This window comes from Roseomonas acroporae (assembly GCF_023223525.1).
Lineage (GTDB): Bacteria > Pseudomonadota > Alphaproteobacteria > Acetobacterales > Acetobacteraceae > Roseomonas_E > Roseomonas_E acroporae.
In genome coordinates this window covers 1-17,379 of sequence record NZ_JALPRX010000147.1, presented here as the reverse complement: position 1 = coordinate 17,379, position 17,379 = coordinate 1, and the positions used below count along the sequence as shown (strand labels likewise).

At 76.3% G+C, this 17,379-nt stretch carries 17 protein-coding genes; 13 read left to right on the top strand and 4 right to left on the bottom strand.

Annotation, left to right across the window (positions count from 1 at the left end; genetic code table 11):
- Nucleotides 1-121 precede the first annotated feature (121 nt).
- Nucleotides 122-1,048 carry a DUF58 domain-containing protein gene (locus tag M0638_RS25965; RefSeq protein WP_408903679.1) on the bottom strand — a complete coding sequence of 309 codons (927 nt, stop codon included), beginning with the start codon at nt 1,046-1,048 and terminating at the stop codon, nt 122-124.
- A gap of 34 nt (nt 1,049-1,082) precedes the next feature.
- Nucleotides 1,083-2,132: an AAA family ATPase gene (locus tag M0638_RS25960; RefSeq protein ID WP_248669855.1), complete on the bottom strand. Its 1,050-nt coding sequence runs from the start codon at nt 2,130-2,132 to the stop codon at nt 1,083-1,085.
- A gap of 151 nt (nt 2,133-2,283) precedes the next feature.
- Between M0638_RS25960 and M0638_RS25955 the strand changes: the two genes are divergently transcribed.
- The 13 genes from M0638_RS25955 (at nt 2,284) to M0638_RS25895 (ending at nt 16,363) form a co-directional block, all read left to right on the top strand.
- Nucleotides 2,284-2,991, top strand: coding sequence for a DUF1285 domain-containing protein (locus M0638_RS25955; RefSeq protein ID WP_248669854.1), 708 nt, complete (start codon nt 2,284-2,286; stop codon nt 2,989-2,991).
- A 130-nt stretch (nt 2,992-3,121) separates the two neighbouring features.
- Nucleotides 3,122-3,727, top strand: coding sequence for a CoA pyrophosphatase (locus M0638_RS25950; RefSeq protein ID WP_248669853.1), 606 nt, complete (start codon nt 3,122-3,124; stop codon nt 3,725-3,727).
- A 197-nt stretch (nt 3,728-3,924) separates the two neighbouring features.
- Entirely contained in the window at nt 3,925-4,239 is a 315-nt protein-coding gene (locus tag M0638_RS25945) for a hypothetical protein (protein ID WP_248669852.1), read from the top strand.
- Nucleotides 4,240-4,300: 61 nt separating this feature from the next.
- A complete protein-coding gene (locus M0638_RS25940; protein WP_345893074.1) occupies nt 4,301-5,623 on the top strand; it encodes a CCA tRNA nucleotidyltransferase in 1,323 nt (440 codons plus the stop codon).
- Nucleotides 5,624-5,672: 49 nt separating this feature from the next.
- On the top strand, nt 5,673-6,413 hold the full coding sequence (ung, locus tag M0638_RS25935; protein WP_248669851.1) for a uracil-DNA glycosylase: 741 nt from the start codon (nt 5,673-5,675) through the stop codon (nt 6,411-6,413).
- Nucleotides 6,414-6,750: 337 nt separating this feature from the next.
- Nucleotides 6,751-8,214: a flavin monoamine oxidase family protein gene (locus M0638_RS25930; RefSeq protein WP_345893073.1), complete on the top strand. Its 1,464-nt coding sequence runs from the start codon at nt 6,751-6,753 to the stop codon at nt 8,212-8,214.
- Nucleotides 8,215-8,217: 3 nt separating this feature from the next.
- Nucleotides 8,218-9,366 (top strand): ABC transporter permease, encoded by a 1,149-nt coding sequence (locus tag M0638_RS25925; RefSeq protein WP_248669850.1) that lies wholly within the window; start codon nt 8,218-8,220, stop codon nt 9,364-9,366.
- A 194-nt stretch (nt 9,367-9,560) separates the two neighbouring features.
- Nucleotides 9,561-10,430, top strand: coding sequence for an ABC transporter ATP-binding protein (locus tag M0638_RS25920; protein WP_248669849.1), 870 nt, complete (start codon nt 9,561-9,563; stop codon nt 10,428-10,430).
- 80 nt (nt 10,431-10,510) lie between these two features.
- On the top strand, nt 10,511-11,560 hold the full coding sequence (locus tag M0638_RS25915; protein ID WP_248669848.1) for an MlaD family protein: 1,050 nt from the start codon (nt 10,511-10,513) through the stop codon (nt 11,558-11,560).
- A complete protein-coding gene (locus tag M0638_RS25910) occupies nt 11,560-12,294 on the top strand; it encodes a hypothetical protein (RefSeq protein ID WP_248669847.1) in 735 nt (244 codons plus the stop codon). The genes M0638_RS25915 and M0638_RS25910 overlap by 1 nt, the downstream gene beginning before the upstream one ends.
- A 993-nt stretch (nt 12,295-13,287) precedes the next feature.
- Nucleotides 13,288-13,902 carry a DUF2939 domain-containing protein gene (locus M0638_RS25905; protein ID WP_248669846.1) on the top strand — a complete coding sequence of 205 codons (615 nt, stop codon included), beginning with the start codon at nt 13,288-13,290 and terminating at the stop codon, nt 13,900-13,902.
- Between the two features lie 131 nt (nt 13,903-14,033).
- A complete protein-coding gene (locus M0638_RS25900) occupies nt 14,034-14,987 on the top strand; it encodes an aldo/keto reductase (protein ID WP_248669845.1) in 954 nt (317 codons plus the stop codon).
- A 143-nt stretch (nt 14,988-15,130) separates the two neighbouring features.
- Entirely contained in the window at nt 15,131-16,363 is a 1,233-nt protein-coding gene (locus M0638_RS25895) for a PA0069 family radical SAM protein (protein ID WP_248669844.1), read from the top strand.
- A 170-nt stretch (nt 16,364-16,533) separates the two neighbouring features.
- Here M0638_RS25895 and M0638_RS25890 read toward each other — a convergent pair whose 3' ends face one another.
- Nucleotides 16,534-16,839: a hypothetical protein gene (locus tag M0638_RS25890; RefSeq protein ID WP_248669843.1), complete on the bottom strand. Its 306-nt coding sequence runs from the start codon at nt 16,837-16,839 to the stop codon at nt 16,534-16,536.
- Nucleotides 16,840-17,304: 465 nt separating this feature from the next.
- The coding region (locus M0638_RS29300) for a DUF3297 family protein (RefSeq protein WP_408903681.1) at nt 17,305-17,379 on the bottom strand (75 nt) is incomplete at its 5' end.

The following is a 17,379-nucleotide window of genomic DNA, read 5'->3' as shown; positions in this document are numbered from 1 at the left end:
GGAACCTGAGGTTCCTGGCGGTTGGGGTCCGGGGAAGGCGGAGCCTTCCCCGGGGGGCGGATGGGGTCCGGGGAAGGCGGCGCCTTCCCCGAACAGGCAGGCGCCGCGACGCGCTCGTCGCTCACCCAGGCGCCAGCGCCTGCCACAGGGCCAGCAGCGCCGCCTCCGGCGGCTGGTCGGTGCGGTGCACCGCGAAGCCCCAGCCCGCCGCGCCGGCGATCGCCGCCAGTCCCGCCCGGTGCTGCGCCAGCCGCTCGGCGTAGAGCGCGCGGGCGGTCTCGGCGCGCGGGATCAGCGTCTCGCCCTCGTCCTCCAGACCCTCGAAGCGCACCCGGCCGGCATAGGGCAGGGTCTCCTCGGCCGGGTCGGCGACCAGCAGCAGGTGCCCGCGCACCGGCCGGGCGGCGAGCGCCGCCACCTCGCGCCGCACCTCCTCCAGCGGCCCCAGGAAGTCGCCGATCAGCACGGCGCGGGCATGGCGCGGGGCGGTGGCGTCGACGGGCGCCCCCCCGGCCGCGTCCAGCGCCCGGGCCAGGGATTCCAGCGCGGTGCGGCCGCCATAGGCGCGCCGGTCCGCCCCGCCCAGCAGCCGCACCCGCTCGCCGCCGCGCAGCAGCAGGGCGGCCAGCGCCAGCAGCAGCAGCTCGGCGCGCGCGGCCTTCTCGACCGGGGCGAGGTTGGAGCGCCAGCGCATGGAGGCGGAGGCGTCGCGCCAGAGCAGCACGGTCTGCGCCGCCTCCCACTCCGTCTCGCGCACGAACAGCCGCTCGGTCTTGGCGCTCTGGCGCCAGTCGATGCGGGTGGAGCTGTCGCCCTGCAGGAAGGGGCGGAACTGCCAGAAGGCGTCGCCCTGGCCGGCGCGCCGGCGGCCGTGCACGCCCTGCATCACCGTGGCGGCGACGCGCTCGGCCGCCACCACCAGCGGCGGCAGCCGGGCGCCGAGCGCCGAGGCGCGGGTGGCGCGGGTGAGGGCGGTGCCGGGGGCGCTGCCGAGGGAGCTGCCGGGGGAGCTGCCGCCGCCCGCCGCGTCGGCCGGCGGCCTGCCCATGGCCATTCCCTGGGCCGTTCCGTGGGGCGCGGGATCAGCCAAGCTGGCCCTTCAGCGTCTCGATCACCTCGGCGATGCGCACCCCGTCGGCGCGGGCGGCGAAGTTCAGCGCCATGCGGTGGCGCAGCACCGGCTCGGCCAGCGCCGCCACGTCGTCCACCGAGGGGGCGAGCCGCCCCTCCAGCACGGCGCGGGCGCGCGTCGCCAGCATCAGCGCCTGCGCCGCGCGCGGGCCGGGCCCCCAGGCGAGGTTGCGGCGCACGCCCTCGATGCCGCTGGTCTCCGGCCGGGCGCCGCGCACCAGCCGCAGGATCGCCTCCAGCACCGATTCGCCCACCGGGATGCGGCGGATCAGCCGCTGCGCCGCCATCAGCTCGGCGTCGGTCATCACCGGCACGGCGCGCGCCTCGGTGGCGCCGGTGGTGGCGAGCAGCATGGCGCGCTCGGCCTCCAGGTCGGGATAGCCGACCTCGACCTCCAGCAGGAAGCGGTCGAGCTGCGCCTCGGGCAGCGGATAGGTGCCTTCCTGCTCGATCGGGTTCTGCGTGGCGAGGACATGGAACGGGGCGGGCAGGGGCTGCACCTCGCCCGCGACGGCCACCTGCCGCTCCTGCATCGCCTGCAGCAGCGCCGACTGGGTGCGCGGGCTGGCGCGGTTGATCTCGTCGGCCATCAGGAGCTGGCAGAAGACCGGCCCGCGCAGGAAGCGGAAGCGCCGGCCGCGCGTGCCGTCCGCCTCGGCCGTCTCCTCCAGCACCTCGGAGCCGAGGATGTCGGCCGGCATCAGGTCCGGCGTGAACTGCACCCGCTTGGCGTCGAGCCCGAGCACCGTGCCCAGCGTCTGCACCAGCAGCGTCTTGCCCAGGCCCGGCACGCCCACCAGCAGCAGGTGGCCGCCGGAGAGCAGGGTGACCAGGGTCTGCTCCACCACCTCGGTCTGGCCCAGGATCACCCGGCCGACGGAGCGCCGCGCGGCGGCCAGCCGCTCGCCCAGCGCCTCGACCTCCGCGACCAGGCGCGCCGGATCGAGGGTCTCCGTGTCCGCTGTTGCAGGCGACTGTGTCCCGGCGGCCACTTCAACCATGCCAGCCCTGCTCCCTATATGGGCCGCAAGCGCGTGCTGCGGCGAGGCGTCCGGGAAGCCTGCACTGGACAGGGTGCGGATGCGTCGGCGCGCAGCAGGCGCGCGGAGTGAAGTTCGGAAGCCTATGACTCCTGGCCACGCGGAGAAAGCCATGAATGCGGCGGGACCGGGTAACGCCCTGTCGGGTGACGCCCTGCTGGTCGAGGCCCATGGGGCGACGACGCGCAACGCGCTGATGGGCGGCCTCGCCGCCGCGGAGGACCGCGGGGGGGCGGCGGCGCCGGCGCCCCGCGCCCCGCGTTCCCCGTCCCGTCCCCGGCCGGAATGCGGCCATTTCGACATCCGCATCGCCCGCGACGGCACCTGGCACTACCGCGGCAGCCCGATCGGCCGGAAGGAACTGGTCTGCCTGTTCGCCAGCGTGTTGCACCGCGAGCCGGACGGCAGCTACGTGCTGGAGACCCCGGTCGAGCGCGGCACCATCGAGGTGGAGGACGCGCCCTTCGTCGCCGTCGAGCTGTGCTGGTGCGAGGGCCGGGGGCACGAGGGGAGGGGACGCCAGACCATCGGCTTCCGCACCACGCTCGACGAGTGCGTGACCGCCGATGCCGAGCACCCGATCCGCGTCGACATCGATCCCGTGACCGGCGAGCCGCGCCCCTACGTGATGGTCCGCCCCGGCCGGGACGGCGCCCCGGGGCTGGAGGCGCGCCTCAACCGCCCCGTCTTCTACGAGCTGGTGGCGCTGGCCGTGCCGGAGACGGTGGACGGGCGCGAGGTGCTGGGCGTCTGGAGCGAGGGCGTGTTCTTCCCGATCGACGACGTGCCGGCGGATTTCGGCGGCGAGGCCGATGCGTGACCATGCCGCCGTCCGCGCGCGGCGCCGGCCCCGATCGCGACCCTGACGCTGCCCGCGCGCGGCCGGGACGCCGCCGGCCGGGCCCGGTGACCCGCCCGCCGCCGCAGGTCCCGCCCGCGGCGGCGCCGGCATGACGCGCGGCGAGCTGGTGGCGCGCCTCGCCGACCCGGCCGCGCTGCGCCGGGCCGGCCCGACGGCGAGCGACCTCGTGGAGCCGGAGTTCGCCCGTCCCGCCAAGCTGGCGGCGGTGCTGGTGCCGATCGTGCTGCACCCCGAGCCCACCGTGCTGCTCACCCTGCGCACCGCCGACCTCGCCGCCCATGCCGGGCAGGTGAGCTTCCCCGGCGGCCGGATCGAGCCGGGCGAGACGCCGGAGGCGGCGGCGGTGCGCGAGGCGGCCGAGGAGATCGGGCTGGACCCGCGCCTGCCGGAGCTGCACGCCCGGCTGCCCGACCACATCACCGGCACGGGCTACCGGATCACCCCGGTGGTGGGGCTGCTGACCCCGCCGCTGTCGCTGACGCCGCAGCCCACCGAGGTGGCGGAGATCTTCGAGCTGCCGCTCTCCGTGGTGCTCGATCCGGCGGCGCCGGAGCGGCGGCGGGCTGAATTCCGCCAGCGCCTGCGCGAATTCTGGGTGTGGCCGCACGAGCGCCACTACATCTGGGGCGCGACGGCGACGATCCTGGTGACCCTCGCCAGGGTGCTGCGCGAGCCGGCGACGGCGGCGGACTGAGCCGCCCCCGGACGAACCGACCGGAGGCCGGGCATCCGGGCATCTTCAAGCCGGGCGTACTCGCCCGGCGATCCGGGAAATGCGAGACATCAAGAGGCTAGGGCCGCTCCCACCTGATACGGTCGGGCTGGAGCGGTCCCGGCGGCCGGCGTGCCTCCCGCCCGCTCCCTGCCCACCCGCCAGAACCCATGGTCCGCGTGCTCAACCTCCTCCTGTTCCTGCTGCCCTTCGCCGCCTATGCGCTCTGGCGCCACCTCAACCCGCGCGTCGGGATGAGCGGGGTCGAGGTCGCGCTCGCCGTCCTCGGCATCGTGCTGGCCGTCGGCGGCGCCGCCTGGTTCGGCCTGTCGCGCAGCATGGCGCCGGACACGGTCTACGTGCCGCCGCACCTGCAGGACGGCCGCGTCGTGCCCGGCCACGCCGTCCCGGTGCCGGACGCGTCGCCCACGGCTCCCGCCGATCCGGCCACCCGGGTCATGACGGGGCCGGCCGATCCGGCCCCGGGGCCATGACGGGGCCGGCCGATCCGGCCAACCGGGCCATGACGGGGCCGGTCGATCCGGCCCCCGGGCCATGATGGGGCCGGCCGATCCGCCCCAGGCCCGCATCGCGCCCCCCGCCCTGCTGCGCGCGGGCGCGCCGGCCGCCGTGCTGGCGGCGCTGCCCGGCGCCCGCGCGGTCGGCGGCTGCGTGCGCGACATCCTGGCCGGCCGGCCGGTCGCCGACGTGGACGTGGCGGCGCCGCTGCCGCCCGAGGCCATCGCCGCGCGCCTGCGCGACGCCGGGCTGAAGGTGTTCGAGACCGGCATCGCCCACGGCACCGTCACCGCCGTGCTCGGCCGCCAGCCGGTGGAGGTGACGGCGCTGCGCCGCGACCTCGCCACCGACGGCCGCCACGCCGAGGTGGAATGGACCACCGACTGGCGCGAGGACGCGGCGCGGCGCGACTTCACCATCAACGCCATGTCGCTCTCGGCCGAGGGCGCGCTGTGGGACTACTTCGGCGGCCGCGAGGACCTGCGGCGCGGCCTGGTGCGCTTCGTCGGCGACCCGGCGACGCGGCTCGCCGAGGACTACCTGCGCGCGCTGCGCTTCTTCCGCTTCCAGGCCCGCTACGGCACCGGCGCGCCGGACCCGGCGGCGGTGGCGGCGATCCGCGGCGCCGTGCCGGGGCTCGCCCGGCTTTCCGCCGAGCGCGTCTGGAGCGAGCTGAAGCGGCTGCTGGCGACGCCCGATCCGCTGGGCGCGCTGGCGCTGATGCGCGGGACGGGGGTGCTCGGCGCCGTGCTGCCCGAGGCGGGCGCGCCGGACCGGCTGGCCGCGCTGCTGCGTCTCGGCGCGCCGGCCGAGCCGCTGCTGCGCCTCGCCGCGCTGCTGCCGCGCGACGCGCCGGGGCGTGCCGGCGCGTCGCCGCCGGCCGCTGCGCCGGCCATGGCGGGCGCGTTGCCGCCATCCGGCGCCGCGGCCATGGCCGCGGCGCTGGCCCGCCGGCTGCGGTTCGCCAACGAGGAGCGGGACGTGCTGCTGGCGCTCGCCGCGCCGCCGGCGCTCGCTCCCGACCTCGACGACGCGGCGCTGCGCCGGCTGCTGGCGGAGGCGCCGGCCGGGCGGCTGGTGGCGGCGAGCTGGCTGGCCGAGGCGGACGATCCCGCGGCGGCGGACCCGGCGGCGATGCGCGGCTGGTCGGCGCTGCGCGACCGGCTGCGCGACACGCCGCGCCCGGTCTTCCCGCTGCAGGGGCGCGACGTGCTGGCGATGGGCGTCGCAGCCGGACCCCGGGTCGGCGCGTTGCTGTCGGCGACGCGGCGCTGGTGGCTGGCGGGCGGCTGCGTGGCCGACGCCGAAGCCTGCCGCGTCGAACTGGCCCGCCGGGCCACGATGGAGGGGCCGCCATGACGCCGCGCCTGGACCGCCTGCCGACGCCCGTTCCCGTGCCCTTCCGGCGATGACGCCCGCGGAGATCGACGCGGCACTCGGCCCCGCCCACGGTCCCTCGGGGGACTGGCCGCTTTCCCGCCTCTCGCCCGCCTGGGCGGCGGCGCTGCGCGACCGGCTCGACCTGGCGCGGCTCGCCCTGCTGCGCGCGCACCTGGCGGCGGCGCTGGCCGAGGGGCGCCGCGTGTACCCGCCGCCGCCGCTGATCTTCGCCGCCCTCGACCGCACGCCGCCCGACGAGGTGCGCGTGGTGATCCTCGGCCAGGACCCGTACCACGGCCCGGGGCAGGCGCACGGCCTCTCCTTCTCGGTGCAGCCCGGCGTGCCGCTGCCGCCCTCGCTGCGCAACATCTTCCGCGAGCTGGGCAGCGACCTCGGCCTGCACCCGCCGGCCTCCGGCTCGCTGCTGCGCTGGGCCGACCAGGGCGTGCTGCTGCTCAACGCGGTGCTCACCGTGGAGGAGGGGCAGGCCAACAGCCATGCCGGCAGGGGCTGGGAAGGCTTCACCGACGCGGTGATCCGGGTGGTGAACGACACCGTGCCGCACGCCGCCTTCGTGCTCTGGGGCGCCTACGCGCAGAAGAAGGCCGCCTTCGTGGATGCGGGCCGGCACCTGGTGCTTCGCTCGGTGCATCCCTCCGGCCTGTCGGCGCGGCGGGGCTTCTTCGGCTCGCGGCCCTTCTCGCAGGTGAACGCCTGGCTGCGCGCGCACGGCCTGGGCGAGATAGACTGGCGGACCGAGGCGGCCTGAGCCCGTCGTGTCGGTGCCGCGTCGGCACCGGGACAGGACCGTGACGATGGCGGCGCGCCTCTCGACTTCCGCCGCCGGGGATGCCACCTGTGCGCCGCCCGTGCACGGGCGGCACTGACGAGGACGGAGCGGCGTTGGACCGGCGAGAGACGGAGGTCGCGTGGCCGGACGGCGCCGTCCGGCACCGGGCCGGCACCCATCCGGACGGGTTTCACCGCGGTTCATCCCGTGGATCTTCCCTGGGATCTTCCCTGGGATCGTCCCGTGGACCGCGCCAGGGATCTTGCCGGGGGCCGGCCCGGCGACCGTCCGCGGGAACCTCCCGGGGGCCGTCCCGGTGATCCCGCCCCCGCCCGCGGCGACCCTGCCGACGGACCCCGACGTGGTGGTGGTGGGCGCCGGCGCCGCCGGGATCGCGGCCGCGACCGCGCTGCGCGCCGAGGGCTTGGCCTGCGTGGTGCTGGAGGCGGCCGACCGGGTCGGCGGCCGCTGCCGCACCGAGAGCGACAGCCTCGGCAGCCCCTTCGACCACGGCGCCTCATGGCTGCATGCCGGCGACCGCAACCCGCTGGTGCCGCTGGCCGGGCGGCTCGGCATCGGCCTGCTGGACCAGCGCCGCGGGGAGCGCGACCGCGTCACCTTCGTCGACGGTCGCCGCGCCACGGCGGCGGAGCTGGCCGAGTACGACGCGGCCGAGGAGGCCTTCCACGCATCGGCGTTCCGGCTGGACCGGGCGCGCGCGGCCGCCGGCGGACCCGACCTGCCGCTCTCGGCGGCGACGCCGGACCGGCGCTTCGCCGCCACGGTGGAGGCCTGGGAAGGCCCGGTGATCTCGGCCGCCGAGGCCGACGCGATCAGCCTGGAGGACTGGGCGGCCAACCTGCTGGACGGGCCGAACTACGCCGTCTCCACCGGGCTCGGCGCGCTGGTGGCGCGGCTGGCCGAGGGGCTGCCGGTCGTCGCCGGCGCGCCGGTGACGCGCATCGAGTGGGGCGGGCCGGCGGGCGGGACGCGGGTGCGCGTCTCCGGGCCGCGCGGCACGGTCCGGGCGCGCTGCTGCCTCGTCACCGTCTCCACGGGCGTGCTGGCCGCCGGGTCGATCGCCTTCGACCCGCCGCTGCCGGAAGCGACGCGCGACGCGGTGGCGGCGCTGCCCATGGGGCTGCTGACCAAGGTGGCGCTGCGCGCCGCCCGGCAGCCCGCAGGGCACCCCCCGGAACGTCCCGCCGGACGCCCCGATGGCCCGGACCGGCTGGACCTGCCGGACTTCGCCGGGATCGACCGCGAGGTGGCGCGGGGCGAGCGGCTGATGGTGTTCCAGGCCTGGCCCTTCGGCCGCGATCACGTCATCGGCTTCGTCGGCGGCCGGTCGGCCCGGGCGCTGGCCGGGGTGACGGACGCCGAGGCGGTGGCGCTGGCGCGCGAGGAGCTGCGGCGCGGCTTCGGCACCCGCGCCGACCGGGCGCTGGACCCGGCGCGCGCCGTGGTGACGCGCTGGGGCACCGACCCGCTGACCCTCGGCAGCTACAGCTACGCGGTTCCCGGCGGCCACGCGGCGCGGCTGGCGCTGGCGCGGCCGGTGGCGCCGGGGCGGCTGCACCTGGCGGGCGAGGCGTGCCACCCGCACCTCGCGGGAACGGCGGGCGGCGCGTGGCAGACGGGCCTGGAGGCGGGCGCCGCCATCGCGCGCGCGCTGCGCGGCGCCGCCGGTCCGGCCGTGGCGCCCGCGCCGCGTGCCCCCTCCGCGCACGAACCGCGTGCCCCCTCCGCGCGCGAACCGCGCGACCCCACGGATCCCTGACCCGTGCCGCCGGAGGGCCAGGACATCGCCGCGCGCGCGGCGGCGCGCGAGGACGGGAACGCCGGGATGGAGCGGCGCGCGGACGGCACGCTGGCCCTCTCCGGCCGGCTGGACGCCGACGGCGCCGCCGCCCTCTGGCCACGCGTCATGAGGGGGGTGGAGGCGGGGGCGCAGGACGGCGCGCCGCCCGCCATCGACCTCGCCGGCATCACCATGCTCGACACCGCCGGCGCGGTGCTGGTGCTCGACCTGGCCGGGCCGGAGACGCGCATCGAGGGCGCGGGCGAGGCGGAGCGGGCGGTGCTGGACCGCACCCGCGACGCGCTGGCCGAGGCGCCGCCGCCCGTGCCGCCGAAGCCGATGCCCTGGCTCGCCTGGCTCGGCGCCATGGTGTTCGCGGCCGGCCGCTCGATCCGCGACGGCACCGCCTTCATCGGCCAATGCCTCGTCACCGCGCTCGGCCTGCTGCGGCGCCCGCGCAACCTGCGCGCGGCCGACCTGCTGCGCCAGCTCGACGAGGTGGGGCTGCGCGCCTTCCCGCTGACGCTGCTGCTCGGCGTGCTGATCGGCGTGATCCTGGCCTTCCAGTCCGCCATCCCGCTGCGCCGCTACGGCGGCGAGATGTTCGTCCCGCAGCTCGTCGGCATCGTGCTGCTGCGCGAGCTGGGGCCGCTGATCGCCGCCATCATCGTCGCCGGCCGCACCGGCTCGGCCTTCGCCGCCGAGCTCGGCACCATGACGGTGAACGAGGAGGTGGACGCGCTGCGCATCATGGGCATCGACTCCATGGCGATGCTGGTGCTGCCGCGCCTGATCGCCACGCTGGTGGCGATGCCCATCCTGGCGCTGCTGGTGAACCTCTCCGGCCTCGTCGGCATGGCGGTGGTGATGACGGGGCAGAACTTCCCGCTCATCTCCATCACCAACACGCTGATGCAGTGGCTGACCCTGCGCGACCTGCTGGGCGGCCTGTTCAAGGCCGCCGTGTTCGGCCTCGCCATCGCCGGCATCGGCTGCCGCGCCGGCCTCAGCGCGGGGCGCGGCCCGCGCGCGGTGGGCGACGCGGCGACGGCGGCGGTGGTGGGCGGCATCATCGCGACCGTGGTGCTCGACGGCCTCTTCGCCGTGCTGTTCAGCCGGCTCGGCATATGAGCGGGGCGGAGGCGGCGGGCACGGCCGGGGAGGCCCGGCCGACGGGGGCGGCGTCGCCGGAACCGGCGCGGCAGGCGTCGCCGGAACCGGCGCGGCACGCTTCTTCGGAACCGGCGCGGCACGCTTCTTCGGAACCGGCACGGCACGCTTCTTCGGAACCGGCGAGGCAGGCATCGCCGGAACCGGTGGGGCCGATGTCGCCGGAGCCGGCGCGGCAGACGTCGCCGGAACCGGCGCGGCAGGCGTCCTCGGAACCGGCGCAACCGGCGTCCCCGGAGCCGGCGCGGCAGGCGCCGGGGCCGGAGGCCGAGGCGGTGATCCGCGTGCGCGACCTCGCCGTGGCCTTCGGCGGCCGCACCATCTTCAGCGGCGTCTCCTTCGACGTGCGGCGCGGCGAGGTGTTCGTCATCCTCGGCGGCTCCGGCTGCGGCAAGTCGAGCCTGCTCAAGGCGATGATCGGCCTGTTCCCGCCCGCCGCCGGCACGGTGGAGATCCTCGGCCAGCCCGTGCTCTCCGAGGACGACAAGGCGCGCCAGGCGCTGCTGCGCCGGCTCGGCGTGATGTGGCAGTCGGGCGCGCTGTTCGGCTCCATGACGCTGGCCGAGAACGTCGAGCTGCCGATCGAGCGCCACACCCGGCTGCCGCCGCGCGCGCGGGGCGAGGTGGCGCGCGCCAAGCTCGGCGTGGTCGGGCTCGGCGACGCCGCCGGGCGGCTGCCGGCCGAGATCTCGGGCGGCATGGCCAAGCGCGCCGGCATCGCCCGCGCCATGGCGCTCGACCCGCCCGTGCTGTTCCTCGACGAGCCCTCCGCCGGGCTCGACCCGATCACCTCGGCCGGGCTCGACGAACTCATCCGCGGCATCGCGCGCGACCTCGGCACCACCTTCGTGGTGGTCACGCACGAGCTGCAGTCCATCCTGGCGATCGGCGACCGCTGCATCATGCTGGACAAGGAGGCCAAGGGAATGATCGCCGAGGGCGACCCGCGCGTGCTGCGCGACACCAGCGAGCACCCGGTGGTGCGCGCCTTCTTCCGGCGCGAGCCGATGGCGGAGCGGGGCTAGGACATGCCCGCGATCGGCAGCGTCGAGGGGAGGGCGAGGCGCCTCCCGGGCCGGCCTCCCGCGCTGGGCGGGCTCTAGCCATGGCCTCCCGCAGCACCGCGCTCTATCTGCGCGTCGGCACGCTGGTGCTGGTCGGCGCCGGGCTGATGGTCGGCTTCGTGCTGTTCCTCACCTCGCGCAATTTCGGCGGCCGCGAGGTGACGCTGGAGACCTATGTCCGCGAATCCGTGCAGGGCCTCGATGTCGGCTCGGCGGTGCGCTACCGCGGCGTCAGGCTCGGCCAGGTGCGCGAGATCGGCCTCGTCTCGGCCGAGTACCGCACCGAGGACGGCGAGCGCTTCAACACCGCCTTCCAGCGCGTGCTGGTGCGCTTCACGGTCGATCTCGCGCGCATCGGCCCGCTCGGCCGCGAGGACATGCTGCACGAGGCGGTGGAGCACGGGCTGCGGGCGCGCATCACCAGCCAGGGGATCACCGGCGTGAGCTACATCGAGCTCGACTTCTCGCCGCCGGACCGCTTCCCGGTGGTGCAGCCGCCCTGGCGCCCGCGCTTCACCTACATCCCCTCCATCCCCTCCACCGTGGCGCAGGTGCAGAGCGCCGCCGAGAACCTGGTGCAGCGCCTGCAGGACGTGGATTTCCGCGGCCTGATCGAGAACATCGCCGGGCTGGTGCAGGACCTGCGCCGCGAGGTGGGCCAGGAGGGCGAGGTGAACGTGGCGCTGCGCGAGGCCACCCAGCTCCTCACCACGCTGCGCGGCGCCGTGGACACCGCCGACCTGCCGGGCGTCATCGCCGAGCTGCGCCGGACCTCCGAGGCGGCACGCACCGTGCTCACCGGGCGCGAGACGCGCCAGGCGATCGCCAATGTCAGCCAGGCCGCCGGCCAGTTCGGCCAGGCGGCGCAGAGCGTGCGCGAGGCGGCCAACCGCGTGCCGCAGGCGCTGGCCGGGCTCGACAGCACGCTGCGCTCCGGCCGCGGCCTGGTCTCCGACACCCAGGCCGACCTGACGCCGATCCTGCGCGACCTGCGCGCCGTGGCGAGCAACCTGCGCGACGTCACCGAGCTGCTGCGCCGCGCCCCGTCGCAGGCGCTGTTCGGCTCGCCGCCACCGCCGGAGCGACGCTGATGCCGGACCCGATCCCCGGAACCATTCCCGGGCACGACCCCGTGCCGCGCCCGGCGGCGCCCGCCGGGCGGATTGCCGGGCCGGCCCGCGGCGGCCCCCCGGCGCGGCCGGGGCCATGCCGGTCGCGGCGCGCGGCGCTGCTGCTCGGCGCCGGCGCGGCCCTGGCGCTGCCCGGCTGCGCCTCGCTGTTCAGCCGGCCCTACATCGAGATCCAGCGCTTCGCCCTGGATCCGGCGCCGCCGCCGGGTCGCGGTCCGGGCGGCGCCCGGCGCGGCGGCAAGGTGCTGCTGGTGCGGCTGCTGCGCGCGGCCCCGGGCCAGGAGCAGCGCGGCCTGCGCACGCTGCGCGCCGACGGCACCGAGACGGCCGACTTCCACAACGAATGGACGGCCCCGCCGGCCGATCTCGTCGAGGAGGTCGTCCGCCGCTGGCTGATCGCCTCCGGCCTGTTCGCCGCCGTCGTCGCGCCCGGCAGCCGGGCACCGGCGGACCTGATCCTGGAGGCCGAGCTGACGACGCTGCAGGCCGAACCCGCCCGCGGCCTCGCCCGCGCGGGGATGTCGGCGGTGGTGCTGCGCGGCGCTGACGGGCGGGTGGCGTCGCAACTCGTCCTGGCCGGCACCGCGCCGCTGGCGACACCGGACCCGCCCGCCGCGGCACGCGCCGCGGCGATGAACGCGGCGCTGGCCGATCTCCTGGGGCAGCTCGAGAGCCGGCTGGCGCCTCTCGCCTGAGCGGGCTTGCGCAGCCTGCGCCATGGATGGAAGTCGGCGAAGGCAGGCTGCGCAAGCCTGCTCGGCCATTCGCCCATGCGCAAACCTCCAGAGGTTTGCCGGGAGCATTTTCAGGCTGGGGGCGCTCGCCCGGCGGCTCGGGAAATGCGTCGCATCGAAGGCTGTGGCGCCGTTCCGGCCTGGTAAAGCCGGGCCGGAACGGCCCCGGGAGCCCGTTCGAGGGGCCGGTGGCGGGATGGCGAGGGCCTTTCCGCGTCGGGAAGCAGGAGCTGCCGGCGCGCTGCGGTGCATCGTGCCGGGGCCCTGACCCTCCCGGCACGGAAAGGAGCGCGGACGAACCCGCGGGCCACCCGAACCGGCCCTGACGGGCCCGCACGGATCCGCAAATCCACCATGGCCCGGGGCATGCCGCGCCCCCTGCAGCGAACCGCGGTCCGGTTGGGACTGCGGTTCGCCGTCGCTCGTTGTTCCCGGCGCGGATTCACGCCGCCGGGCGTGTCCGCCCGCCGGCGATCCGCTCCAAGCCCCGCATCCCGCGTCTGGATCGCCCGCGCCCGGGCCTCGCGAGGGGCCGGGCGGGCCGGGCCGCTCCCTTTCGGCCGGAGCGCGCGTCGGCGCAGCCGTCCGGTCCGGGCCACGAAGCACCCGCGGGTCCGGGCCGCCCCGGAGGCATGCCGGCCCGCCACCATGCCCGTCCCCATGGCGACGCGCCCACTGACCACCCGTCCCGCGGGCCCACCGCCGGCGGCGGCGATGCCGTCCGGACGGCAGGGCCGGTCGGGCCGCGCGTGCCGCGGGCATGGCCGGCGGCGCGCAATCTCGCACTGGTGATGGCGCTTCAAGGGGATGCGCGTTGCGCGCGCACGATCCAGCCGCCTCCATTAACCAGTGAACAAGGAAAGCCGTCTCACAAGTACAAAAAATTGTACTGCTGTCCCTGGAGTCTCGCCCCCGGTGAGATCAGGGCGGTCCCGGTTAACGCGCGAGGCAGGCATGAGCAGGGCGAGCATCTGGGACGAGGTATGGGCCGACTACGACCGCCGCCACCCGCCGGCGCCGGTCCCGCCTGCATCCCGGCCGCCATCCGCCAGGCTCCTGGCATCCCGCGCGGCCCTCGCCCCGGCGAGGGCGGCCCGGCCGCGCGCCCTGGCCGGCATGCTGCTCGTCGGCATCCTGGCGCTGCTCGGGGCCTGGACCGGTACCGCCGGCTATTCCGTCCTGGAGGTGGCGCGTCACGTCGACGCGGCCGACGCGCCGTCGCTGGAAGGGCGGGTGGACTGGCCGTCGCTGCGTCGCAGCCTGATGGCCGCGTTCCACGGCGCCGTGCCGGCCGGGCCGGACGACGAGACCTTCCTCCACGCGATGGCGTCCGACATGGCGCGCAGGGCCGCCACGCCGGGGGCGCTGCTGACGATGATCCGCGACCGGCTGCGGCCCGACGCCTTCCTCCCGCCCGTGCCGCTGCTGCAGGCCGTGCGGTCGATGCGCGTGATCGGCGCGGGGACGATGGAACTCGACCTCGGCGACCGGCTGACGCTTCGCCTCGCCACCGACCCGGCCGCGCCGCTGCGCTGGCAGATCGTGGCGGTGCGCTTCACCGACGCCTGAAGCGGCGGAGCGCGCGGGGCGCGCCGGCCGGGGAGGCATGCGGGCCGCCCGGTCGGAACGGTGCCGGCGTATCCGTCCGTCGGCGATCCGCCCTATCCTCGCCGGACGCATCGGCATCGGAGGATGGCGGGATGGAACGGCGCAGGCTCGGCAATTCGGGACTCGAGATCACGCCGCTGGTGTTCGGCGGCAACGTGTTCGGCTGGACGGTGGACGAGGCGCAGTCCTTCCGCCTGCTCGACGCCTTCGTCGCGGCCGGCGGCACCATGGTGGACACGGCCGACGTCTACTCGAAATGGGCGCCGGGCAATTCGGGCGGCGAGTCCGAGACGATCATCGGCAACTGGCTGGCCAGGCGCGGCGGCCGCCACGGCGTGCTGATCGCCACCAAGTGCGGCATGGAGCTGGGCCCCGACCGCAAGGGCCTGTCGCGGCGCTGGATCGTGCAGGCCGTCGAGGACTCGCTGCGCCGGCTGCGGACCGACGTGATCGACCTCTACCAGTCGCACAAGGACGACCCCGAGACGCCGCTGGAGGAGACGCTGGAGGCGCACGCCCAGCTCGTCCGCCAGGGCAAGGTGCGCGCGATCGGCGCCTCGAACTACGCCGCGCCGCGGCTGGCCGAGGCGCTGGAGACCAGCCGCCGCCTCGGCATCCCCCGCTACGAGACGCTGCAGCCGGAGTACAACCTCTACGACCGCGCCGGCTTCGAGGGCGCGCTGCAGGATCTCTGCGTGCGCGAGGGGCTCGGCGTCATTCCCTACTACTCGCTGGCCAGCGGCTTCCTGACCGGCAAGTACCGCTCCGAGGCCGACCTCGGCGACCGGGCGCGGGCGGCCAAGGCGCGCAACTACCTCAACCCGCGCGGCCAGCGCGTGCTGGCCGCGCTCGACACGGTCGCCGGCCGGCTGGGCGCGACGCCGGCGCAGGTGTCGCTGGCCTGGCTGATGGCGCGGCCGGCCATCGCGGCGCCGATCGCCAGCGCCACCACGGTGGAGCAGCTCGACGAGATCATGGGCGCCACGCGGCTGCGGCTCGATGCCGACGCCATGGCGCTGCTGGACGGCACGGGCGAGGCGGGCTGAACCTTCCCGGCGCGCCGGCCCGGCCCCGGCCGGCGCGTCGCGCGATCGGTACCGCCCGCGCCGGATCGCTCGCTTTCGCTGTTTGTTCTTGACGATTAACGCGGCATTGCGCAGGGTCTTCCGGAACGAACCGGGAACCGCGCATGCCCGACGGTCATTTCCTTCCCGCCGGAACCGCCACGCCGAACGCCCGCCCGCTGAAGGGCCGGGGCGCCGCCTCGAATCCCGCGAACCGCTACGAGCGGACGCATGCGGAGCCCTGGGACGATGGCTGGGACACGCTGGCGCGCGAGCTGGCCGAGCTGCCGCCGCTGCCGACCACGCTGACGCCGGACCGCAGCCGCTCCGCCATCGCCTGGAACGATTCCCCCGACATCGGCTTCGACCGGTCGGTGAACCCGTACCGGGGCTGCGAGCACGGCTGCATCTACTGCTACGCCCGGCCGAGCCACGCCCATCTCGGCTTCTCGCCCGGCCTCGAATTCGAGACGCGCCTCCTCTACAAGCCCGACATCGCCGCGCTGCTGGAGCGGGAGCTGCGCCGGCCCGGCTACGTGCCGCGCCCGATCGCGCTCGGCTCCAACACCGATCCCTACCAGCCGGTGGAGCGCACCCTGTCGCTGACGCGGCAGGTGCTCGAGGTGCTGGAACGCTTCGGCCATCCGGTGACCATCGTCACCAAGTCCACCGGCGTGCTGCGCGACCTCGACATCCTGCGCCGCCTGGCCGAGCGCAACCTCGTGCATGTCTGCCTCTCGGTCACCACGCTCGATCCGGTGCTGGCGCGGCGGATGGAGCCGCGCGCGGCGGCGCCGCTGCGCCGCCTCGCCGCGATCGGGGCGCTGGCCGCCGCCGGCGTGCCGGCCGGCGTGCTGGCGGCGCCGATGATCCCGGGGCTGAACGACGCCGAGCTGGAGCGCATCCTGGCCGAGGCGGCGCGGCACGGCGCCACGCGCGCCGGCTACGTGCTGCTGCGCCTGCCGCTGGAGGTGCGCCCGCTCTTCGAGGAATGGCTCGGCCGGCACTTCCCCGACCGCGCCGCGCGGGTGCTGTCGCTGATCCGCGAGACGCGCGGCGGCGGGATGAACGATTCGCGCTTCGGCCGGCGCCAGACCGGCGCCGGCCCCTATGCCGATCTGCTGGCGCGGCGCTTCGCCCTGGCCTCGTCGCGGCTCGGCTTCGACCGCACCGGCCTCGACCGCTGTCACGAGGAGAATGGCGCCGCCGGCGCGCGCGGCACGGGCCGGCTGGACCGCACCCTGTTCCGCGTTCCCGAGGATGGCGGAGCGGCGGATGGCGTCCCGGTCCCGGTCCCGGCCCCGGCCCCGGCCCGGGCGCCGGGACGGCAGGCCGCGCGGCAGCTCGCCCTGTTCTGAAACCGGCTCTGCCGCCCGCACAGGTCCCGACCTGCGCGGGCCGGTGTCGCGCGCGGGGTCGGGTGGGGCGGTCGCGCGCCGAACCCTGCCCGGCACGGCAGGTCCCTCGCCATCTCCTTCCGCCGCCTTCCCGAACCGGACAGGTCCCGGCTGGACGGCCCGGGCGCGGCCTACCAGCCGTCCCGGCGGATGCCACGGTCCTGCGGCATGCCGCCATGCGTAGGGCCGATCCACACCTGCCGGCACTCGCGGCGGATGCGGCCGGAGCCGCCGTGGCTCCAGTCGGTCTCGCGCACGAAGCGGCACCGGTTCGCCCAGCGCACCTTCTCGATGCCCGCTCCCTCGCTGCCCGGCGCCGGACCGACCTCGGCGAGCGCCCCTCGGACACCCGCCGGAATCCCCGGTGCCGCCAGCGCGCCGCCCCCGGCAAGGCCGGCCGCGAGACCGATGGCGGCGGCGAGCGTGCGAAATGACATCGGCGTTTCCTTCAGGCTGTCGGCGGGGCGGGCGGCCGCCGGCCCTGGCGTCGCCGCCGGGTCGTGCGGGGTCGGCAGGCCCGTGGCGGGAACCCCGCGCGCGGATCGTGCCGGTGGTTGCCACAGGACGTGGCGCAGTTCCAGCCGCGCTCGGTTCCGGCGGGGCTCGGTTCCGGCGAGGGCAAGGCCCCGGCGGGGCGGCGGTGCGCCACCGGTGCCCCGTTCCCGGCGGCGCCCGTCCGGCCGGTCCCGCTGCCGCCTGCAGCGAACCGCCGTCCGGTTGGGACGGCGGTTCGCTGTAGCCCCTTGCTCTCGGCGCGGATTCACGCCGCCGGGCGTGTCCGCCCGCCGGCGATCCGCTCTGGAGCCGTTCCGGCCTGACCGTATCAGGCCGGAACGGCTCCAACCTTTTGGTTTTTCGCATTTTCCGGGTCGCTGGGTGAGTACACCCAGCTTGAAAATGCTCTAGCCCTGGTCGTCGCGGAAATAGGGTTCCACCGTGCCCTGGAACTTCATGGTCATCGGGTTGCCCTTGCGGTC